Below are 18,562 nucleotides of genomic sequence, written 5' to 3' on the forward strand. Positions count from 1 at the left end.
CGTCAGCCAGGACCGCACACCTGCAAATGCACGCCGTTCAGATCATTCCTGCACCCTCACCACGGGCGCCAGTGCCGCGCGAGCGGCTTCGTCCTAGGTCCGTTAGTCGTCGAGCGGTGGCTCAGACAAGCTTCAATCGTTACATGACCGCGCTGATCCGTAATAGGAAGTCATTTTAAGTGACGGTTCATTTCAAAACGTGAAGTGCCGATTACCGACGGCGTTTGCGAACGCCGGGCTGCCTCGCCTCAACGGTGTGAGGGACTGTGCTAAGATTCCAGTGTGAAAAGCGCGCGAGGCCTTCCAAGCGCTCAGGTTGAGGCCGATTTGGAAACTGGCACGTGAAGGATCACCTGGTTGCGTCCATTTTTCTTTGCCTCATACAGCGCTTCATCCGCTTGCCGCTGCAACGCCTCTGAAGATACCGCCTCGCTGCCGTGCTTCAGGACCGCCAGTCCAATGCTGACCGTGACATAGGCGCCGACGGTTGATCTGGGGTTCGGCAACGACGCAGCCTCGACGCGGCGTCGAATTCGCTCGGCCACCGCCACGCCGTCTTCCTCATCGGCGTCCCGGAGAAGGACGAGAAATTCTTCGCCGCCATAACGCGCGACCTGGTCGCGATCGTCGCGCATGCTGCTCTGAATGATGCCGGCGACCTTTACCAGGCACCGATCGCCTTCGGCATGGCCGAGACTGTCGTTGAGTTGCTTGAAGTGGTCGATATCGCACATCAAAATTGCCGCGCCCTGGGCTTGTGCGATCCCGTCGCTCCATACACGATTGAGCGTTTCCATCATCCAGCGTCGATTTGCGATACCGGTGAGCGGGTCTGTTCTCGCAAGCAGCTCAAGACGTGAATTGGCGTCCGTCAGTTCGGCCAGGCGAGACCGGTCGCGCAGCTCGAGCAGAAAAGTCTTGTGCGCCAGGATGCCTGCAGTACGGCGTGCGACAACGGTTGCGACCACGCCGCTTGCGAAAAAAAGCGCACCGGCCAAGGCATTCCCTGCGGCGATTTCGGGGTTTTGCATCTGAAAGACAAGATAGAGACCGAGCGCAAAGGCGCCGATCGCCATCGACCACTCGAGTGGAATGGGAAATATGATGATCGCGGTCACGGCGACGAAAAGCATGATCGTCAGGTGTCGCTCATAGTATTCGCCACCTGTGTTGACGCCGACCAGCGCGACCGAAAACAGGATCAGAAACATGCCCAGGTGGAGAGCAATACCCTCCGTCCACATCCCTCGCGGTCTCAGGAATACGATCGCCGTGACGAGAGCAGCAGGTGGCAGGATAGATGCTGGTAGGAGCATGGACATAACGGCTTCAGACGGGAGCAAGGCTGCATTGACTGCCAGGGTCAGAATGTCGAGCACGACCACCCAGACCATCCAGGCGCGGATGATCTTCGATGTCTGCGGCCACGATCGCGCGCGGAAGAGTCGAGCAAGTTCCGCGCTCAGCCGAATGTCGCGTGTGCGTCCTGCAAGGAGACGATCGACTTCGGCGACGACTGTAGGGGGTAATCGTTGAAGGGCTGTTCGCGATGAAGCCACACTCGCGCTTGAAACGCCTGATGCTCGCTGCTTGTCCATGCTCTTGCATCTAGGGGCGGGTGGGTGGATGGCAAGAATGCGCAGTCGATCTGTGAATGGCTTTGCCTTGCATCACGTATCGTCAGCAAACCGCGGTGCAACTTATAAGAAAATTGCGAAAAACTTGTAGCGGCCTTGCTGATGAAGACGATCGATCTGATGTACCGGACGATGTTCGCGGAACTCGTTCAGCGTAGCCTTGATGCGTCGTTTGAGACAGATTTCTCCACGTCGGGCAATTCCTCCGGGTTCCTGTGAAGGGAAGATATTACTGGTATTTCGAGGAGACCCGGTCAAACAAAGCACGCAAATATGTCGGTCCGGCAGATGATCCGGAGATTGCAAGACGTGTGGAGAACTTCCAAGGCATCAAGGATGATCGTAAGCGGTGGCCGATCTGCCGACGGGGCCGAAGAATCCGTCCTCGACCGTGCTCACGATCGAGGAAGAGGCGGTGATCGTCGCCTTCCGGCGACACACCGGTGCAGACCGCCGCGGGCAAGCTCTATCTCTTCGTGGCCATCGATCGGACCAGCAAATTCGCCTGTGTCGAGTTGCACGAGCGGGCAACCAAGATGATCGCAGCCGAGTTCCTGCGCCAGCTCAACCAGGCGGTTCCTTACCAAATCCACACGATCCTCACCGACGACGGCATCCAGTTCAAAAAACGCGAGCAGGACCGCACTGCCATGGAGCGTGGCCCGGACCGCTTCTACGCGTGGCCGAGAGCGGCGTTCTCGTTCTGTGCTCGAATCGTGATGTATCAACGGGAATTCGCCTTACCAAGGGCCGCCGCTGTATCGAGATGTCGCTCGATCACCCGAGAGCCGGCAGGGTGATCTCGAAATGAGCGCCGCGTCCGCCGGCTTCCGCCGGCCTTATCGTGCCGCCATGAGAGGCGAGCATGGCCTGGGTGATCGCGAGGCCCATCCCTGACGCGCCGATTTTTGCAACTTTGCAAATAGGTAGCTGCGGAGTGAGGGACTCCACGACGGTCTCCATCCTGTTCGGCGGAAAACGTCCTGGCCAGCCTATTTAGCGGCGATAGTGCAACTCGGCCCAAAGATGGAAAAGAGGTACGCCCAGCGTCAAACCGTACGACAGAAATCGGAAGGCTCTCTCATCCATCAGGACCGTAGTCATTCCAGGGATGAAAGCGTTGGTGGCGACCAGTGGAACGACTGCCCATGCGAGGCTGCGCCAGAAGACCGGCCTATTTTCGCTTAGCTCGGCCGTGCCGCCTCTTACGAAAGTTGCCGACAGCCAAAGGAATTTCACGAGCGCAGTCGCTCCCATGCCCGCCAGGATGGCGACCCCGCCGGAAAGAGCCATCAGTTGGAGCATATCCCCAGGCGTTTCGGATATGTCGAAGAGGATGCTTGCCACAAGCATGGCGGTGGCGAAAAGGAGCATGAACACTGCGGGAAGGCCGGCGAAAATTGTCCACGCAGCCAGAGCGAAGGTCGGAACCAACGCGAAGACAATTAATTCGGCAACAAAAAGTCGGCGACTCAATTTTTCCGAAATGATCACCATGACCTCATGCCATCACTACCCGTGTCGTTCGCCATTCAATCAGAGCCATTCCCTCCAGACTGTTAACCTTTCGCGCTCATACACTGCGTACAACTAGTACTCCAGGTTGCGTTAACGGAATCGCCGGGGTGGTCAAGGGTCCCCGATTTTGGACGTTAAACAATGGATACAGAAGGCGGCGGAGCGAACGATGCTCGACAAGGGAGAGCGTTACCATGTGGCGCTGGCGGTTATCAGCCTCATGGCTGTACAGCCTAGCGCCGCCTCTCCGTCGAAGCTTGCGGTCCACACGGAAACGTCAGCCGGAACCCGGGAGCAATTTGTCGCCGACTTGTTTAGATCCTTCCGCGCCGTCGCAAAAGACGACAGTGTTCTCGACCGCGGCGACATCGATGCCGCCGAGAAGATGGCAAAAGCATCGGCACGAGCTCAGTATCTTACGCCGATTTTTTCGCGTGACCTCGATAGCGATCGCGTCGTTACCCGGGAGGAATTCGAACACGCGCGGCCGCGGCTGATCCATAATATCGTCGCGGCAGATTCTCTTCAGAGCGTCTTCGACGAAATGGATACCAACCTCGATGGAAAGCTGACCCTTGACGAGGTCATCTCTTACACCCCACGCGCGAATCTGGATATTGGCGGATTGCAAGTCCGGCGCGCTGTGGAACTGCTGGAGCGGGACCCGAACGGTGATGGACGCTTGACCGTCGACGAAACGGAGGCTTTGGCCCGCGCGGAATTTGCTTCGTTTGATCTCAACGGCAACAGCATCATCGACCCGGATGAGCAACGGCTACGGGCGGACCGGCAAAGAGCAATGCAACAAAAGGCCATGGAACAGCGCAAGGCGAAGTCCTGCGGTTTTCCGAACATCCCAGAGACAGCGAAGGTCATCTTCATCAGCGGCTACGAAGGCGGAGCGCTTTCGAACGTCTCCACTGCGGGGCAGAATAAAGTAACAGAAGCCGTCGGGGTCGTTGTAGCACCGGGAACCTGCCCGTTGATCATCCTGGCGACCAGCTACGCACCCATGATTTGGCAGTTCAAGGGAGCAGTCGAACGCATCGGCCATTTTGCGGTTGTGTCGCCCCGTAGCGGAGTGCAAGGCCAGCCCGGCGTGACGGGATTACCGCGATCCAGAGTGAGCTTTTTAGCCCGAAGGGATTGTCTTCCGCTGGTCATAGAAGACGAAAAGGGCGAGAAGGCTCGCGCCGAGAACATGATCGAGGCCATCGCGCCTGAACGCCATAGCGAGATCGTTAGCCAGTACACTCTCGGTCAGCAGGACGGACCGCGGACGAGGGATGTAGAAATCAGGCTGCCGTCGGCAAGGGACAGGGGCGTCGAGTACGCGGATAAGGCAACCGCCGATGCGCTCTTGCGGTTCAGCCCCGGCGGGCTGACTTCGATTGATCCCGACCAGGTGATAAGCAATGGCAGGGTGGAGCGCTATGCGGTGTTGCCGCAAGAAGCGGGACTGCTGCAGTTGATTTCCGAAGGGTCACTTGTTCGCGAAGATGGCGACTACCGGATCGTAAAGCCAATCGCGCAATTCCCACCAGGCCTCGCCGGCGCGCACGCGGTGCGTTTCATTCTTTCGCGCGGCTTACCCGAGCCGGAGGGCGCCCCGGGACATTCAAAAGTTTATTCGGAGGATCGAGGCGATTGGCTTTCGACGTGGTCGCTGCGAACCAAGCCCACCGAATAGCTCAATCAATCTCCCTACAAATCGCTGACGCGTGCTCCGGGATTTCTCGGAAGGCCGTTTTTTGGAGCCGGTGGCCTATGCCGACCTCCTTTCCAGCCGAACGAAGGCTATCCGATAGCCTAGGGGATCTGGTCCACGATACTTTTCAAATCGTGTGCGTGCTATCTGGCAGTGGTGATCTGCATAACATCCTTCACAGGTCGACCGCGTGCCGAGGGGGAAGCCCGGCACACGGTTTCCAATGGCGAAACTGTTTACGTTGATGGCGTTGCCAACATTTTGGTGCGCGTTGCGACCCCAAAGGGAGCCTTCTTCTTCTGGCGGGAGGAAGCCAGCGTCTGAATGTGGGCCCGGACGGCACCTTCACCGATCAAGCTCTCAGTGCCATTATCAGGAACAGGGATGCTTTCGCGGCGAACGGGTTCCATACGACGGACGGCAAAAGCGTTGGCGCAGGGCGCGAGGCCCTGACAAGGTGGTTCTCGCGTCTGGCGAGCTGAATGCTCTCTCAAGGCCCTTGGATGGCGTTGCAGATATTCTTCATGATCCTTCTCTTTTGCCTCCAACTTTGTTGATCCATCATTGTAGAGACAGCTGCCGTGTTACAAATCCGGCGGCTGTGGCTCCACTTCCGAGCTTGGGCTGGAGATCGAGTTCGCAAGGTTGTTTGGATCGACGGAGGCACAGAAGGAACGGGGGGATGCGCTTCCTTGGGCCACCATGGCTTCGGCGGGAAAGATGCAGAAGTTGTCTCCCAGGTGGTGGATTTTGCCGGTACCGATCGCTAGAGCGGCGCCGATGTCTTCGCAGCTTCGGAAAGGTTCATGACAGGAGACGGCATCGTTCTTGTTCCGTGCGCAGCCTTGCGAGGAATGCGAAACAAGCGCCATGAGCGGTCGTTGCGCACCGCCTGCTGTGTGGTCACAGCTCACACCATGACGAAAAGGCGGTTCGACGGTCAGATCGTTGTTGCTAGAGGCAGCTTACCTGACCAACCGCCGCATAGGTGGCTGCCCTGATAGTGAGCAGTCCGATCGAGACGATCATTCCGGGCACGCCAATAGAAAGCAAGAACCCGCGCGTATTGACGGCCGATAGGCCGCGATCAGTAGAACTATCGAACTGCAGCTAGCGACTGCGATAATTGCGAACTGGAAGGGGGGGTAGTAGATGGGGATGATGGGCCAGCAACTTGCGAACGTGTACGGGCCCGCAGTGGTGTAAGCCACGGCGGTCAATGCCAGCCAAATCAGCATGTGGATGGACAACGACGTGCCCCAGAACCGTGCCATCGAAGCTGCCTCCCTGAATAATTCGGTGGCCGTCGCGCCCATTGTGAACTCACGCTAGAACCGGACCCCCCGAAAGTTGATGACCGATAACAGAGAACGGGCCGAACGGAGCCGTTCTTCATGAACTCCGTGCGCGGCTTGTTGCGAGGATGTTCCCGATCTGTGCTCAAATGTGGCAGCAAGGTTGGAATGTTCTGGTACACGGCACGACGACCAGCCCCGATCTGACCGGCTGGTCCGGTTGCAAGATCAGATCGGTGCGGAATGGCCGCCGCCTTTAAGAAGACGATGGACGCTGTGGCCGCCCCGACGTGACTTTCCCACCTGCCGAGAGCGGCGGCATCGGTCTAGCGTCTTTCAGCGCGCCGCCCAGTTGGCGCCGCGGCGGAAGATCGTCCGCATTTCCGGAACTTCGAACTCCTTCGCGACATGGCCGAGCGAGGAGTAGAAGACCCGGCCTTTGCCGTATTTCCTCTTCCATACGACCGGCATCACCACACCCTCGATCCACCAGGCATGCTCGCCGGAAAAGGTCGTCGTCGCCAGCACTTCGTTCGAGGGGTCGACGTGCATGTAATATTGCTCGGAGGTGTAGGGGAAATCGTAGATGCCCTCCATCAACGGGTCGTCCGGGCGCGTGATGTTCACCCGATAGTCGATAATATTGCCGGGATGGGCCACCCATTGGCCGCCGATGATGAACTGGTATTCGACACATTCACGGAACGCGTCGCCTGCGCCGCCGTGGTAGCCGGCGATGCCGACGCCGCCCTCGACGGCGGCGGCCAGGTTCTTAACCTCCTCCTTCTCGATCTTCGACATGGTCATGATCGGCACGATCAGCGAAAGGTCGTGGATCGAGGGATCGGCGAAGGCTTCGGTGGTGTGCTCCAGATAGACCTTGAAGCCGTCCTCCTGCAGCATGTCGCGGATGATATGGGCGCATTCCTGCGGCTCGTGCCCGCTCCAGCCGCCCCAGACGATCAGTGCCTCGCGCATGTCGAACTCCTCCTCAAAAACTTGGACTAGCGGCCGATGCGGCCGTCGACGAGCGATTCCGACAGGGGGGCCGGCCGTTCGGTCTTCGTGGTGATGCTGATGGGGGCGCCGGTTTCCGCTGCCTTGTCAAAGGCTTCCATGACCTCCAGCACGTGCAGTGCCAGGTCTCCGCTCGCCCGGTGCGGCCGCCCGGAGCGAATGGCGTGCGCCATATCGGCGACGCCGAGCGAGCGGTAGTTGCCGTCCGCATAGGGCTCGGTCGTGGCCGCAGGCTCGAAGGCGCCGCCCTTTCTCAGAAGCTCGATCTGGCCGCCGAAATGATTCGGATCCGGCACGATCAGCGTGCCCTCCGTTCCGTAGAGCTCGAGCGGCACATGCTTGTGGCCCGCCACGTCGAAGCTCATGGCGATCTGCACGATTGCCCCATCCTCGAAGGCCATCACGCCGGCGACATGGGTCGGCACATGAACGGGAATGCGCTCGCCGTTGCGCGCTTCGCTGGTGATCGTCCGTTCCTTGCGCGCCGCCACCGCAAAGCCGGCGACCCTTGCGACCGGACCGAAGAGGTTGACGAGATCGGTGATGTAGTAGGGACCCATGTCGAGCATCGGTCCGCCGCCGATCTCGTAATAGAAGTCGGGATTGGGATGCCAGCGCTCGTGGCCCGGGCACATGAAGGTGGCGGTGCCGCCAACGGGGATGCCGAGCACGCCGGAATCGACGATCGCGCGCGCCGTCTGATGCGAGCCGCCGAGGAAGGTGTCGGGGGCGGCGCCGATGCGCAGGCCTTTCGCCCGCGCCAGCGCTGCGAGTTTTAGACCCTCGGCGAAATTGATGCCGAGCGGTTTTTCCGAATAGGTGTGCTTGCCGGCCTCGAGCGCCTGTATGGCGACAGTGACATGCGCCTTCGGCACCGTCAAATTGACGATGAGTTCGATCGCGGGATCGGCGAGGAGATCGGCGATGTCGCGGGCCTCGACATTGAATTCCGCTGCACGCTGTTCGGCAAGGCTGCGGTTCAGATCGGCGATGCCGCGGATGTCGAGGATCGGAAAGGACGCCATTGCCTTCAGATAGGCTGACGAGATGTTGCCGCAGCCGATGATGCCGATTCCGAGTTTTTCCATCAGTCTCCTCCGGAAATGGAAATCACAAAAGACCGGCGCCCGCTATAGCGCCGGCGCCGGTCCGGTCGTCCCCCAGGGGGACTCGTAGAGTTCGCAAAGCGCCACGACGGCTGCTCCTTGCGCCCACGTCTCGTCGGCCGACTCGTCGAAGACGAGCTCCGCGACGGAGCGGATCGAGGGCGGGATCGCGTTCTGATAGGCCTGGCGGATGCTGTCCACGAAAACGGCGCCGAGCGACAGGCTCGCGCCGACGATGACGACGCGAGGCGGTCCGAACAGCGTGACGATGTTGGCAACGGCAAGCCCGATCGCCTCTCCCGCCCGCGAGGCCGCCGCGATCAGCGCATTGTCCTCGGCCGCGATCAGCGTCTGCGCGTGCGCCATGCCGCGTCCGAGGCGCACCGCCTCGGCGAAGCGGCCGTCCATCGGATGTTCGCCGAGGATCGCGCTCTCGCCGGCAAGCGTCGAGAGCCGAACGGTCTGGCTCTGGCCGACCCCGAGCACCAGGTCGCCGAGATTGTGGCTCAAGCCTCCGGCGCCACGGAAAAGCTGGCCGCCGTGCAGCACGCCGAGCCCCAGCGTCTGCTCCAGCGAAACGAGCACCATGTCGTTTAGATCGCGGGCCCGGCCAAACCAGTGATGGGCAAGCGTGATGGCGTGCGCGTCGCTCTCGACGATCGTGGCGACGTTGAGCCGGCTCGTCATTTCGCTCGCGAAGTCGACTTCCGTTTCCCGGAAGAGCGGACTTGAGCGGACATGGCCGGTGCGGTGTTCGATCACCCCGGGAAGGCCAATGCAGATCGAATCGATGTCGTCGAGCGAAAGGTCGGCGTCGACCACGCAACGGCGCACGCCGTCCTCGATCAGATCGGCGATGACGGCGATGGGCTGGCGGTCGACCCGGATGGGCAGGGTGAGATGGGAGAGGACCTCGCCGCGGAAGTTGGTGACGACGAAGACCATGCGATTGGCCGCGATCTTGGCGCCGACGACGCGGGCGGCATCCGGATTGAGTTCCAGCATCACGCGCGGCCGCCCCCTTGCGGCGGCGTTGCGGATATCGCCCTCGTGCCGCGTCAGAATGAGGCCGTCGTCGAGCAGTGATGCCGTGATCGCCGAAACGGTCGTGGTCGACAACTCGGAGCGCTCGCTGATCTCCACCCGCGAGATGGGGCCATGCCGGCGGATCGTATCCAGCACGTTGAAGCGGTTTATCGCGCGCATCAATTCGGGATCGGCGGTCTTCATGATCTGGAGGATGCTCGCGTGCTCATTGGCTGTCTGGCGGGTTCCGGTGATTATTTTGCCGGAATACGAATTAAATAACGGGCAATTGGCGCTCTCTGTCAAGCGGAATGCCGGAAAAATTTGCAATGCCTGTTGACATTCAGCCGTATCTCATCTGAATTAATCCGCATTGGGGAAAAATTGGTGAGGACGTTTCCCCTGGGAGGAGATATCACGATGATGTTTGAACGCGGGTTGGCGCCCGTGCGCGCCGCCAATTTGTCCGCGCTTGCCGCCGCAGCCGGTATGACGCTTCTCGTCGGCACCAGTCCGGCATCCGCTGAGACGGTGGTCAAATGGCTCCATCTGGAGACAGTGCCAGCTCATCTGAAACAGTGGGAGGACATCGCCGCCAGGTACGAATCCGAGCATCCCGGTGTCGATATCCAGCTCCAGTTCTTGGAAAACGAGGCCTTCAAGGCCAAACTGCCGACGCTCCTGCAATCGGATGACGCCCCGCATTTCTTCTATAGCTGGGGCGGTGGCGTGCTGAAGCAGCAGGGCGAGACCGGCGCGCTCATGGACCTGACGGAGGCGATGCGCGCCGACGGCGCGGCCTGGGAGAAGAGTTACAATCCCGCCGCGGTCACGGGGCTCACCTTTGACGGCCGAATTTATGCGGTTCCCTTCAAAATGGGAACGATCAGCTTCTTCTACAACAAGGAGCTTTTCGGGAAGGCCGGTGTCAAGGCCGAGGACATCAAGACCTGGGACGATTTCCTGGAGGCGGTGAAGACGCTGAAGGACGCCGGGATCACGCCGATCGCCGGTGGCGGCGGCGACAAGTGGCCGCTGCATTTCTACTGGAGCTATCTGGTGATGCGCAATGGCGGCCAGGAGGTGTTCGAGGACGCCAAGAACAACGAGGCCGAGGGCTTCCTGCACCCCGCGGTCATCAAGGCCGGCGAACAACTCGCCGAGCTCGGCAAGCTCGAGCCGTTCCAGGGAGGCTACCTCGGCGCGACCTGGCCGCAGACGCTCGGCCTGTTCGGCGACGGCAAGGCGGCGATGATCCTGAGCTTCGAGCATACCGAGGCCACCCAGCGCGCCAATTCCGGCGACGGCAAGGGTCTCGCGCCCGAGAACATCGGCCGCTTCCCCTTCCCGGTGGTCGAGGGAGGGGCGGGCGCCGTCACGGATACGCTCGGCGGTCTCAACGGCTGGGCGGTGACCAAGAACGCTCCGCCCGAAGCGCTCGACTTCCTGCGCTATCTGACCAACGCGGACAACGAGCGGCTGATGGCAAGCACCGGCATGATCGTGCCGGTGGCGGTCGGCGCCGAGGATGGCGTCGCCAATCCGCTGCTGCGCGCCGCCGCCGAGCAACTCGCGACTTCCACTTGGCACCAGAACTATTTCGATCAGGATCTCGGTCCCTCCGTCGGCCGAGTCGTGAACGACGCTTCCGTCGAGATCGTCTCCGGCCAGATGTCTTCCGAAGAAGGCGCCCGGATGATCCAGGACGCACGCGAACTCGAGTAGTGCCGCGACGCTGGGCGACAGGAGATACTGTCGCCCAGCCGTCGACCATCTGCAACGAACCCGCGCGAGGACGAGATGACCGACATGACTGCGACGATTACCGCGGTGCCGGCCACGGCGACCCGCAAGAAAGCGCGATACAAGAGCCCGACCGTCCGCGGGCGGCTGCCGGTGCTCATCCTTTTCCTGCCGCCCGCATTGCTGCTCTTCACGGTCTTCGTCATCCTGCCGATGGGAGAGGCGGCCTGGTACAGCCTCTATCGCTGGAACGGCTATGGGCTGCCGCAGCAATTCGTGGGCTTGCGCAATTTCGAGGTGCTCTTCACCAACGCGGCTTTCTCTAAGGCGCTGATCAACAACGGCATCATCATCCTCGTTTCGGTGCTGCTGCAGATTCCGCTCGCCCTCTGGCTTGCGACGATGCTCGCGCACAGGATTGCCGGCGTCGTTGCCTTCCGGCTGACCTTCTTCCTGCCTTATGTGCTGGCGGACGTCGCGGCCGGCCTCATCTGGCGCTTCGTCTATGACGGCGATTACGGGCTGGTGGCAGCGGCCGCCGGTTTCTTCGGCGTCACTACACCCTATGTGCTCGCCGACCGTGGCCTCGCCATATATGCGGTGCTCGCGGTCATCATCTGGAAATATTTCGGCTTCCACATGATGCTGTTCATCGCCGGCCTGCAGGCGGTAGACAGGAGCGTGCTGGAGGCCGCCGAGATCGATGGAGCGACGGGCTGGCAGAAATTCCGCTACGTAACGCTGCCGCTTCTCGGCTCGACCGTAAGGCTTTCGATCTTCTTCGCCGTCATCGGCTCGCTGCAGCTCTTTGACCTCGTCATGCCGCTCACCGGCGGCGGGCCGTCGAACTCGACGCAGACCATGGTGACCTTCCTCTACACCTACGGCGTCACCCGCATGCAGGTGGGGCTCGGAAGCGCGGTGGGCGTTGTCCTCTTCGTCATCTGCGTCACGCTCGCCTTCGGCTACAAACGGATCTTCATGCGCCATGACTGACACGACCTCCTCCGTTCGCATGACCACGGGCACTCGCGTCTATCTCTACGTGTCGCTGTCGCTGGTGGCGATGCTCGTGCTGATGCCCCTGGTGACGACCGCGCTCGGCGGCTTCAAGTCGCTCGGCGACCTGCGCGTCAACCCTTTCGGCCTGCCGTCCGAATGGCTGTGGTCGAACTATCTCGATATTCTTTTCGGCGACCGTTACTGGCGGCAGATGCTGAACTCGCTGTTCATTGCGACCGTGACGGTGGTGCTGACGGTCATCGTCTCGGCCATGGCCGCTTTCACCTTCGCCCATGTGAAATTCTTCGGCGCGAACCAGTTGCTGAACTACTTCCTGATCGGCCTCATGTTCCCGGCGGCAACCGCCATCCTGCCGCTCTTCATCCGCATCCGCGATCTCGGTTTGCTCGACACCTACTGGGGCGTTATCCTGCCCCAGGTCGCCTTCGGTCTCGGGATGAGCATCCTGCTCTTCCGCAACTACTTCCGGAACCTGCCGGAGGAACTCTTCCAGGCTGCGTTCGTCGATGGTTGCGGCTACATCCGCTTCTTCTGGCACATCTCCCTGCCGCTTTCGCGCCCGATCGTCTCGACGGTCAGCATCATCACCTTCGTACATAGCTGGAACAGCTACATCCTGCCGCTGATCATGCTGAACACGGAGACGAAATATCCATGGCCGCTCGGCATCATGGTCTATCGCGGCGAATTCGGCACCGACTGGCAGCTCGTGCTGGCCTTCATCACGCTGACGATCCTGCCGACGGTCATCGTCTTCTTCCTCGCCCAGAAGCACATCATCGCGGGCCTTACGGCCGGCGCAGTGAAATCCTGAGCCCGCTTTTCAAGGAGCAAGCATCATGGCATCGGTCGAACTCAGGGACATCCGCAAGAGCTACGGCGTGCTCGATGTCATCCACGGCGTTTCGCTGTCGGTCGGGGAGGGTGAGTTCATCGCGCTCGTTGGTCCCTCTGGCTGCGGCAAGTCCACTTTGTTGCGCATGATCGCCGGATTGGAGGAGATCACCGACGGCGAGGTTCTGATCGGCGGCAAGGTCGTCAACGCGTTGACGCCGCGCGAGCGCAACATTGCCATGGTTTTTCAGTCCTACGCACTCTATCCACACATGACGGTCGCCGAGAATATGGGCTTCAACCTCAAGCTCTCGGGCCTTTCCAAGCCTGAGATCGAAAAACGGGTGGACGAGGCGGCGCGCATGCTCGCGCTGACGGAGCTTTTGGACCGCAAGCCGAGCCAGCTTTCCGGCGGCCAGCGCCAGCGTGTCGCCATGGGCCGGGCGATCGTCCGCGATCCGGCCGTGTTCCTGTTTGACGAACCCCTATCCAATCTGGATGCCAAGCTTAGGGTCCAGATGCGCACCGAGATCAAGGCGCTGCACCAGAAGGTCGCCACGACATCCGTCTACGTGACCCACGACCAGATCGAGGCGATGACGCTCGCCGATCGCATCGTCGTCTTGAACGGCGGCCGCATCGAGCAGGTGGGCACGCCGCTGGAACTCTATCGCACGCCCGCCAACCTCTTCGTCGCGGGTTTCATCGGCTCGCCGGCCATGAACGTGCTCGACGGGACGGTCGATGCCGAAGGCGGCGAGCCGGCGGTGCGGCTCAGCGACGGATCGGCGATCCGCATTGCGCCGGAGCGAAGGGTGCGGCGCGGACAGGCGGTGAAGATTGGGCTTCGACCGGAGCATTTCATCGCCGACGGCGCGACCAACACGATTTCTGGTCGAACACTGCTCGTCGAACCAACCGGGGCGCTGACCCACGTGCTCTTTGAGTTTGCTGGCGAACAGATGATGGCAGTGCTCAACCAAGATCATCCCGCGTACCACGGGGCGATCTTTCAGGCCGGCATTGACCGGCGGCAAATCTACGTCTTCGACCGTACCACTGGAGCCGCATTGTAAGCGACTTGTACGTTCGCTCTTGACGCGCTTGTCGCCTCGGACCGGTGGAGCTGGATTGCAGGATCGGCTGTGTGTCGCTTGGCACATTGCGATGCCGTTACGGCAACCACCCCATCTGCAAAGCGACTGCGGACGCGCTGGTACTGCGGTCATCTTCGCGCTTGTGAGACCGAGCCCCCCTGAAGCTGGCGCCCCCGAAAAAGTAATTCTCGACCTACAGGCGGGAGTTCTCCTGCCGAAGCGCCGCATTGTCTTCACGATCTCGCGTGGATCCTTGTTATTGACCTTGAATTCCAACCATGCGCCTTCGGTGCGTTCTTCGGTTTAGAAGTGCGCAGGGATCGTGAATCGGCATTGCCGGTCCTCGTTTTATCCCCCTTTTATCAGATTCGGGTGTTTCAGAACCATGTGTACAACGGAAGCCGCAGAAGTTTTGCATAGAAAACAAAGCGATGCCGTCGAGCATCCCACGCGAATTTTTATCTGCGTTTTGAATGCCCGATTCGCGACTATCCGTTTCGCCAGCGTGCAAATTCAGCGAATTTGCCGGACACCTCTGATGCGCCCGCTGGGGCTTTCGACTGTTTGACTTGTTATTTCTTTCTTTGATGTTATATGTAGGTAACTACCTACATGGAGGTGAGCCGTGGGTATTACGACCCTGTCCAGCCGAGAGCTGAACCACGACGTGAGTAGCGCCAAGAAGGCGGCAAAAAGCGGCCCGGTCATCATCACGGATCGCGGCAAGCCTTCCCATGTGCTCATGACCTACAATGAATTTGAGCGCTTGACCGGCAAGCACCGCAGTCTTGTCGAGGCTCTCGCCATGCCTGGCCTCTCGGGGATCGATTTCGAGCCGCAGCGCGTTGAAATCAGTCCGCGCGAAGTGGACTTGTCTTGAGATACCTGCTCGATACCAACGTTGTTTCCGAACTGCGCAAAATCGGTGACGGCAAAGCCGATGCTAATGTCGTCGCATGGATCGGAGCGGAAGATGCGTCGCGCTTCTTCCTTTCGGCCATCACAATTCTCGAACTGGAGCGGGGCGTACTCGGGGTCCAGCGCCGAGACGCCGCACAAGGCGCGCGGTTGCGTTCTTGGCTCGACAGTCATGTGCGTCCGGAATTTGCCGGCCGTATTCTGCCGGTTGACGATGCAATTGCGACACGTTGCGCTCACCTGCACATTCCCGACCGGCGTAATGAGGCCGACGCGCTGATTGCGGCGACGGCTCTGGTTCACGACATGATCGTTGTGACACGAAACACCAGAGACTTCGAAGGCACCGGCGTCGTTATTGTCGATCCCTGGCAAGGCTGACCGTTTCAGTTCTACCCGAATACAGGCGGTTCCGGCGAGCTCGATTGCTGGGTCGCCGGAACGAATCCGTTCAAGGCGGAGGATTGTTGGTTGCTACGCTAGCCTCGGCATTCTCGGTCCTTGCTTTCAATTCGATTAGCGCCTGGTACCGCGGATCAGCATGCAGTGGCGCCAGGTCACTGTCGTTCGTCATCCACTCGACAAGTTCGGCGGTCATCTTGGGAATGCAAGCTTCCAACAGGGCGAGAGCCTCATCGGAGTCGCCCATTCTTGCCGCGGCGCAAGCCAGATTGTAGCGGTCCAGTGTGTCGTCCGGGTCCATGACGATACGTGCTCGCATGCCCCATTCTTTCGCGCGCTCGAACTCTCCGAGATGAGCCAATGCGAGGGCGCCACACACCACCGCATGCGAGTTGTCGGGCCGCAACGCGACCTCCCTTTCTGCACGCTCCAGCGCGCGACGTGCGGCGGAGATGCTTTCCCCGTGCCTGCCAAGCGCTTCGTAGCTTTGAGCCACAAAACCTGGAGAGACGTAGTCGGTTTCGAGAAGCTCGGCTGCTCGCTCGAAATGTTCGATTGCCTCTGCATGACGGCCAAGGCGTATACAAGTCCGGCCAAAACCGTGTTGGACGTCGTAAGAATTCGGGTCGAGGCGCAACGACTCTCTGTGCAAGGCAAGAGCTTCATCATAACGGCCGAGGTCTGCCAGAATTCGTCCCTTGGCTGCGTGAGCTTCCGCCAAAGTCGGATCCAGTGACTGCGCCTTTTCGGCGGCTGACATGCCCCGTTCGTCCGATCTTCCGCCAAAATAGAGCTCGGCCTGGCAATGGGCGATCATCGCCCAGGCGCGAGCATAGTTGGGATCAATCTCCACTGCACGCTGACAAATCCGCAGCGCGATCTCCACGTGCCTTATGTCATGTTGCAGGTAGTTGCGGCTTAGCAGGTAGAGTTGGTAGGCCTCAGGGTTATGGGTCGAGCGGTTCTCGATTGCCCGGCGTTCAGTCGGCAAGAGCTTGACCTTCAACGCCTCGACGATCGCCGTCGAGATCTCATCCTGCAGCGCGAAGATGTCGCTCAGCTCGCGGTCGTAGCGCTCGGCCCAGACATGGTCGCCCCTTGCGCCGTCGATCAACTGAGCCGCAATACGCACCCGGCCGGCGGCCTTGCGCACGCTGCCTTCGACAACATGGCTGACCCTCAGCTGACGGGCTACTTGAGAGACGTCTACGGCCCTGCCCTTGAAGGTGAAGGCAGTGTTGCGAGCAGTGACCGAGAGTGCGGAAACCTTCGATAGATCGATGATGATGTCTTCGGTGATACCGTCGCTGAAATAGTCCTGCTCCGGGTCACCGCTCATATTGACAAAGGGTAGTATGCAAACCGTGGGTCGCGTCTCCGCCTTCACGCCCGCGACGTCCAACCTTTTTGGAGCGCGGCTCGCCTCATTAAGTCTGACGCCAAACACCCGAATGGGCCGTTCGTTGTTCTTGACGATGTGGTCGCCAAAATCCTCGAACACCACCGGGAGCCGTCCTGCAACATGATCGTGGACGGTCTGCGAGATCGCAACACCTCCCGGCTTGGCCAACGTTTGCAATCGAGCCGCCACATTGACGCCCTCCCCGTAGAGGTCGTCCCCCTCAACTATGAGATCGCCGAGGTTGACGCCGATCCGATAGCGGATTCTCTGCGCTTCCGGTAAGTCCAGGTCGCTTGCTTCGACATCATGCTGGATTTCCAAGGCACAACTGACGGCTGCTACTACGCTTGGGAACTCCACGAGCGAGCCATCACCCATAAGCTTGACGACGCGGCCACTGTGTTTCTGAACCAGGGGGAGCAGACACGTCTGCCGATTGCTCTGGAGCCGCTCAAGCGTCCCAGATTCATCTAGCTCCATCATCCGGCTGTAACCGACCACATCGGCGGCCAGTACGGCGGCCAGACGGCGTTGAACGCTCTCCTCAGCCATGTTCTCCCGGCGTTTTTTTGGCGACCTCTATGCGAGGATAGTAGGGGCGGCCAGTTGCGGTGTCTATTGGGGCGAACGTCTGGAATGAACTTCACGAGTGGCATCCCGTGCTCGAAGCCCAGCGACAGGCTTCGGCAGTAGCCGGTGACTGGGAACTGCCCACTGGCCGCTTATGCTCCCCCGGGCTCTGAAAGCATATGCATCGTCCGGAACCGGATGCGGGCACGCAGCAGGGTCGTGTGAAAATCCGCAAAAAATGAGGAGTGAAGCAAATCGCTGCGTCTGCTAGCCGGTGACGACGACAGTCTCAGACGACCGCGATGCGACACTAGTGATTTTTTGGTCGACCCACTCAGAAAGATCGGTCCAAAGCTGCTGATCCAGACCCACTTGGCGAGCGATGTCGATGATCTCCTGGTAGGAGATCGGCGTGATTGCGGCCTGGCCGCTCAACCTGACATCGAACAGCCCCAGTTTTGCCTTCCGAGCCGTCGGAAAACTTGGATGGTCGGCAAAGGCGGCAACTGCGGCGGTGTGGAGGTTGCGGTGCGTGCCAATTGCTGCCGCCAAAACCGCGTTGCGCATCCATTGACAGCCGTCGCCGGCGAAAGGGCAGGGCGCATGATCGGCGGCCGGGTCCATGGCGAAAACCTGAGGGATGTAATCCCAGTAGCGAATTCCCTTGCCCGTGAGGGTGCAGCGCGAGCGGACGCCGTTGGCCGGATTGAGCTGCTCGGTGTAGCTCCCATTGCACTGGGGCTCCCTGGTGCGTGACGCGGCGGTTTGACTGCATTTCCCTCCCGGTTCAGTAAATTTGCATTCGATGACCAGTACCGCATCTGAACCAACCGCAAGGGCATCGACTTGTGTTGGCCGGGTCTCTCCCAAGAGCCGTTCGGCATCTGTCCACTCAAGGGTTAAGGACCAGGGACCGCCGGGTGTCACGCCGACATGCCGCGCAATGGCGTCGAGGACGCGGTCGCGATCGATGCTCATCTTGAGCGTGCCGAACACATCAATGGCGATCGCTTGCGAGGAATGCGCCTTGTGCGCTTGGATTCGGTTGTTGCGGTCACGATGCCAGGGGAATGCAAGCCAGTCGCTGATCGCTGCGTGACTTGCCGGAAACAGGTTTTGGCGAACTGCCGCGAAATCTACGGTGCTATCTGAAGCAGCCGGCCATTCAGGCATCATTCTACTCCCCCTGTGATCACCCGTCGGGCAGGCTGCCTGTGCGGGCGGCCGTGCCTGCTTCGGTGCAGGTAGGCCGGTGATGCGCAGAAT

General features: G+C 60.4%; 14 protein-coding genes and 1 pseudogene. 8 read left to right on the forward strand and 7 right to left on the reverse strand.

The genetic code is table 11. The annotated features are described in order from the left end of the window. Window positions 1-311: 311 nt before the first annotated feature. Window positions 312-1,598 (reverse strand): diguanylate cyclase, encoded by a 1,287-nt coding sequence (locus RHIBR816_RS0111620; RefSeq protein ID WP_026186888.1) that lies wholly within the window; start codon window positions 1,596-1,598, stop codon window positions 312-314. A 385-nt stretch (window positions 1,599-1,983) separates the two neighbouring features. Here RHIBR816_RS0111620 and RHIBR816_RS35830 point away from each other — a divergent pair. Continuing rightward, window positions 1,984-2,293: pseudogene (locus RHIBR816_RS35830) on the forward strand (IS481 family transposase); the annotation flags it as partial. A gap of 340 nt (window positions 2,294-2,633) precedes the next feature. On the opposite strand, the gene RHIBR816_RS0111640 reads toward RHIBR816_RS35830, so the two are convergent. Next, the gene (locus RHIBR816_RS0111640; RefSeq protein WP_018236718.1) at window positions 2,634-3,134 is read right to left on the reverse strand and encodes a hypothetical protein; all 501 of its coding nucleotides are present in this window, start codon (window positions 3,132-3,134) and stop codon (window positions 2,634-2,636) included. A 190-nt stretch (window positions 3,135-3,324) separates the two neighbouring features. Here RHIBR816_RS0111640 and RHIBR816_RS0111645 point away from each other — a divergent pair, with 190 nt between their 5' ends. Then, window positions 3,325-4,845: an EF-hand domain-containing protein gene (locus RHIBR816_RS0111645; RefSeq protein ID WP_026186889.1), complete on the forward strand. Its 1,521-nt coding sequence runs from the start codon at window positions 3,325-3,327 to the stop codon at window positions 4,843-4,845. 1,649 nt (window positions 4,846-6,494) lie between these two features. On the opposite strand, the gene RHIBR816_RS0111665 is transcribed toward RHIBR816_RS0111645, so the two are convergent. From RHIBR816_RS0111665 to RHIBR816_RS0111675, 3 genes are read right to left on the reverse strand one after another with little or no spacing between them, the layout of a single operon-like run. Next, window positions 6,495-7,136 (reverse strand): ThuA domain-containing protein, encoded by a 642-nt coding sequence (locus tag RHIBR816_RS0111665; protein WP_018236723.1) that lies wholly within the window; start codon window positions 7,134-7,136, stop codon window positions 6,495-6,497. A 26-nt stretch (window positions 7,137-7,162) separates the two neighbouring features. Beyond that, complete coding sequence (locus RHIBR816_RS0111670) at window positions 7,163-8,263, reverse strand: Gfo/Idh/MocA family protein (RefSeq protein ID WP_018236724.1); 1,101 nt, start codon at window positions 8,261-8,263, stop codon at window positions 7,163-7,165. 42 nt (window positions 8,264-8,305) lie between these two features. Continuing rightward, window positions 8,306-9,511, reverse strand: coding sequence for an ROK family transcriptional regulator (locus RHIBR816_RS0111675; protein ID WP_018236725.1), 1,206 nt, complete (start codon window positions 9,509-9,511; stop codon window positions 8,306-8,308). A 216-nt stretch (window positions 9,512-9,727) separates the two neighbouring features. Here RHIBR816_RS0111675 and RHIBR816_RS0111680 point away from each other — a divergent pair, with 216 nt between their 5' ends. From RHIBR816_RS0111680 to RHIBR816_RS0111705, 6 genes are all read left to right on the forward strand, one after another. Beyond that, on the forward strand, window positions 9,728-11,032 hold the full coding sequence (locus RHIBR816_RS0111680; RefSeq protein WP_018236726.1) for an ABC transporter substrate-binding protein: 1,305 nt from the start codon (window positions 9,728-9,730) through the stop codon (window positions 11,030-11,032). Between the two features lie 75 nt (window positions 11,033-11,107). After that, window positions 11,108-12,046 carry a carbohydrate ABC transporter permease gene (locus RHIBR816_RS0111685; RefSeq protein WP_018236727.1) on the forward strand — a complete coding sequence of 313 codons (939 nt, stop codon included), beginning with the start codon at window positions 11,108-11,110 and terminating at the stop codon, window positions 12,044-12,046. Next, window positions 12,039-12,887 (forward strand): carbohydrate ABC transporter permease, encoded by an 849-nt coding sequence (locus RHIBR816_RS0111690; RefSeq protein ID WP_026186890.1) that lies wholly within the window; start codon window positions 12,039-12,041, stop codon window positions 12,885-12,887. Before RHIBR816_RS0111685 ends, RHIBR816_RS0111690 begins: the two co-directional genes overlap by 8 nt. Window positions 12,888-12,912: 25 nt before the next feature. Next, window positions 12,913-13,983, forward strand: coding sequence for an ABC transporter ATP-binding protein (locus RHIBR816_RS0111695; RefSeq protein WP_018236729.1), 1,071 nt, complete (start codon window positions 12,913-12,915; stop codon window positions 13,981-13,983). 646 nt (window positions 13,984-14,629) lie between these two features. Then, complete coding sequence (locus tag RHIBR816_RS0111700; RefSeq protein WP_018236730.1) at window positions 14,630-14,884, forward strand: type II toxin-antitoxin system Phd/YefM family antitoxin; 255 nt, start codon at window positions 14,630-14,632, stop codon at window positions 14,882-14,884. Continuing rightward, a complete protein-coding gene (locus RHIBR816_RS0111705) occupies window positions 14,881-15,303 on the forward strand; it encodes a type II toxin-antitoxin system VapC family toxin (RefSeq protein ID WP_018236731.1) in 423 nt (140 codons plus the stop codon). The genes RHIBR816_RS0111700 and RHIBR816_RS0111705 overlap by 4 nt, the downstream gene beginning before the upstream one ends. Before the next feature lie 70 nt (window positions 15,304-15,373). On the opposite strand, the gene RHIBR816_RS37920 is transcribed toward RHIBR816_RS0111705, so the two are convergent. Then, window positions 15,374-17,278 (reverse strand): adenylate/guanylate cyclase domain-containing protein, encoded by a 1,905-nt coding sequence (locus RHIBR816_RS37920; RefSeq protein ID WP_018236732.1) that lies wholly within the window; start codon window positions 17,276-17,278, stop codon window positions 15,374-15,376. 285 nt (window positions 17,279-17,563) lie between these two features. Beyond that, the gene (locus RHIBR816_RS0111715) at window positions 17,564-18,472 is read right to left on the reverse strand and encodes a hypothetical protein (RefSeq protein ID WP_018236733.1); all 909 of its coding nucleotides are present in this window, start codon (window positions 18,470-18,472) and stop codon (window positions 17,564-17,566) included. Between the last annotated feature and the right edge of the window lie 90 nt (window positions 18,473-18,562).

Origin of the sequence: Ensifer sp. BR816 (genome assembly GCF_000378985.1) — a bacterium.
GTDB lineage: Bacteria > Pseudomonadota > Alphaproteobacteria > Rhizobiales > Rhizobiaceae > Sinorhizobium.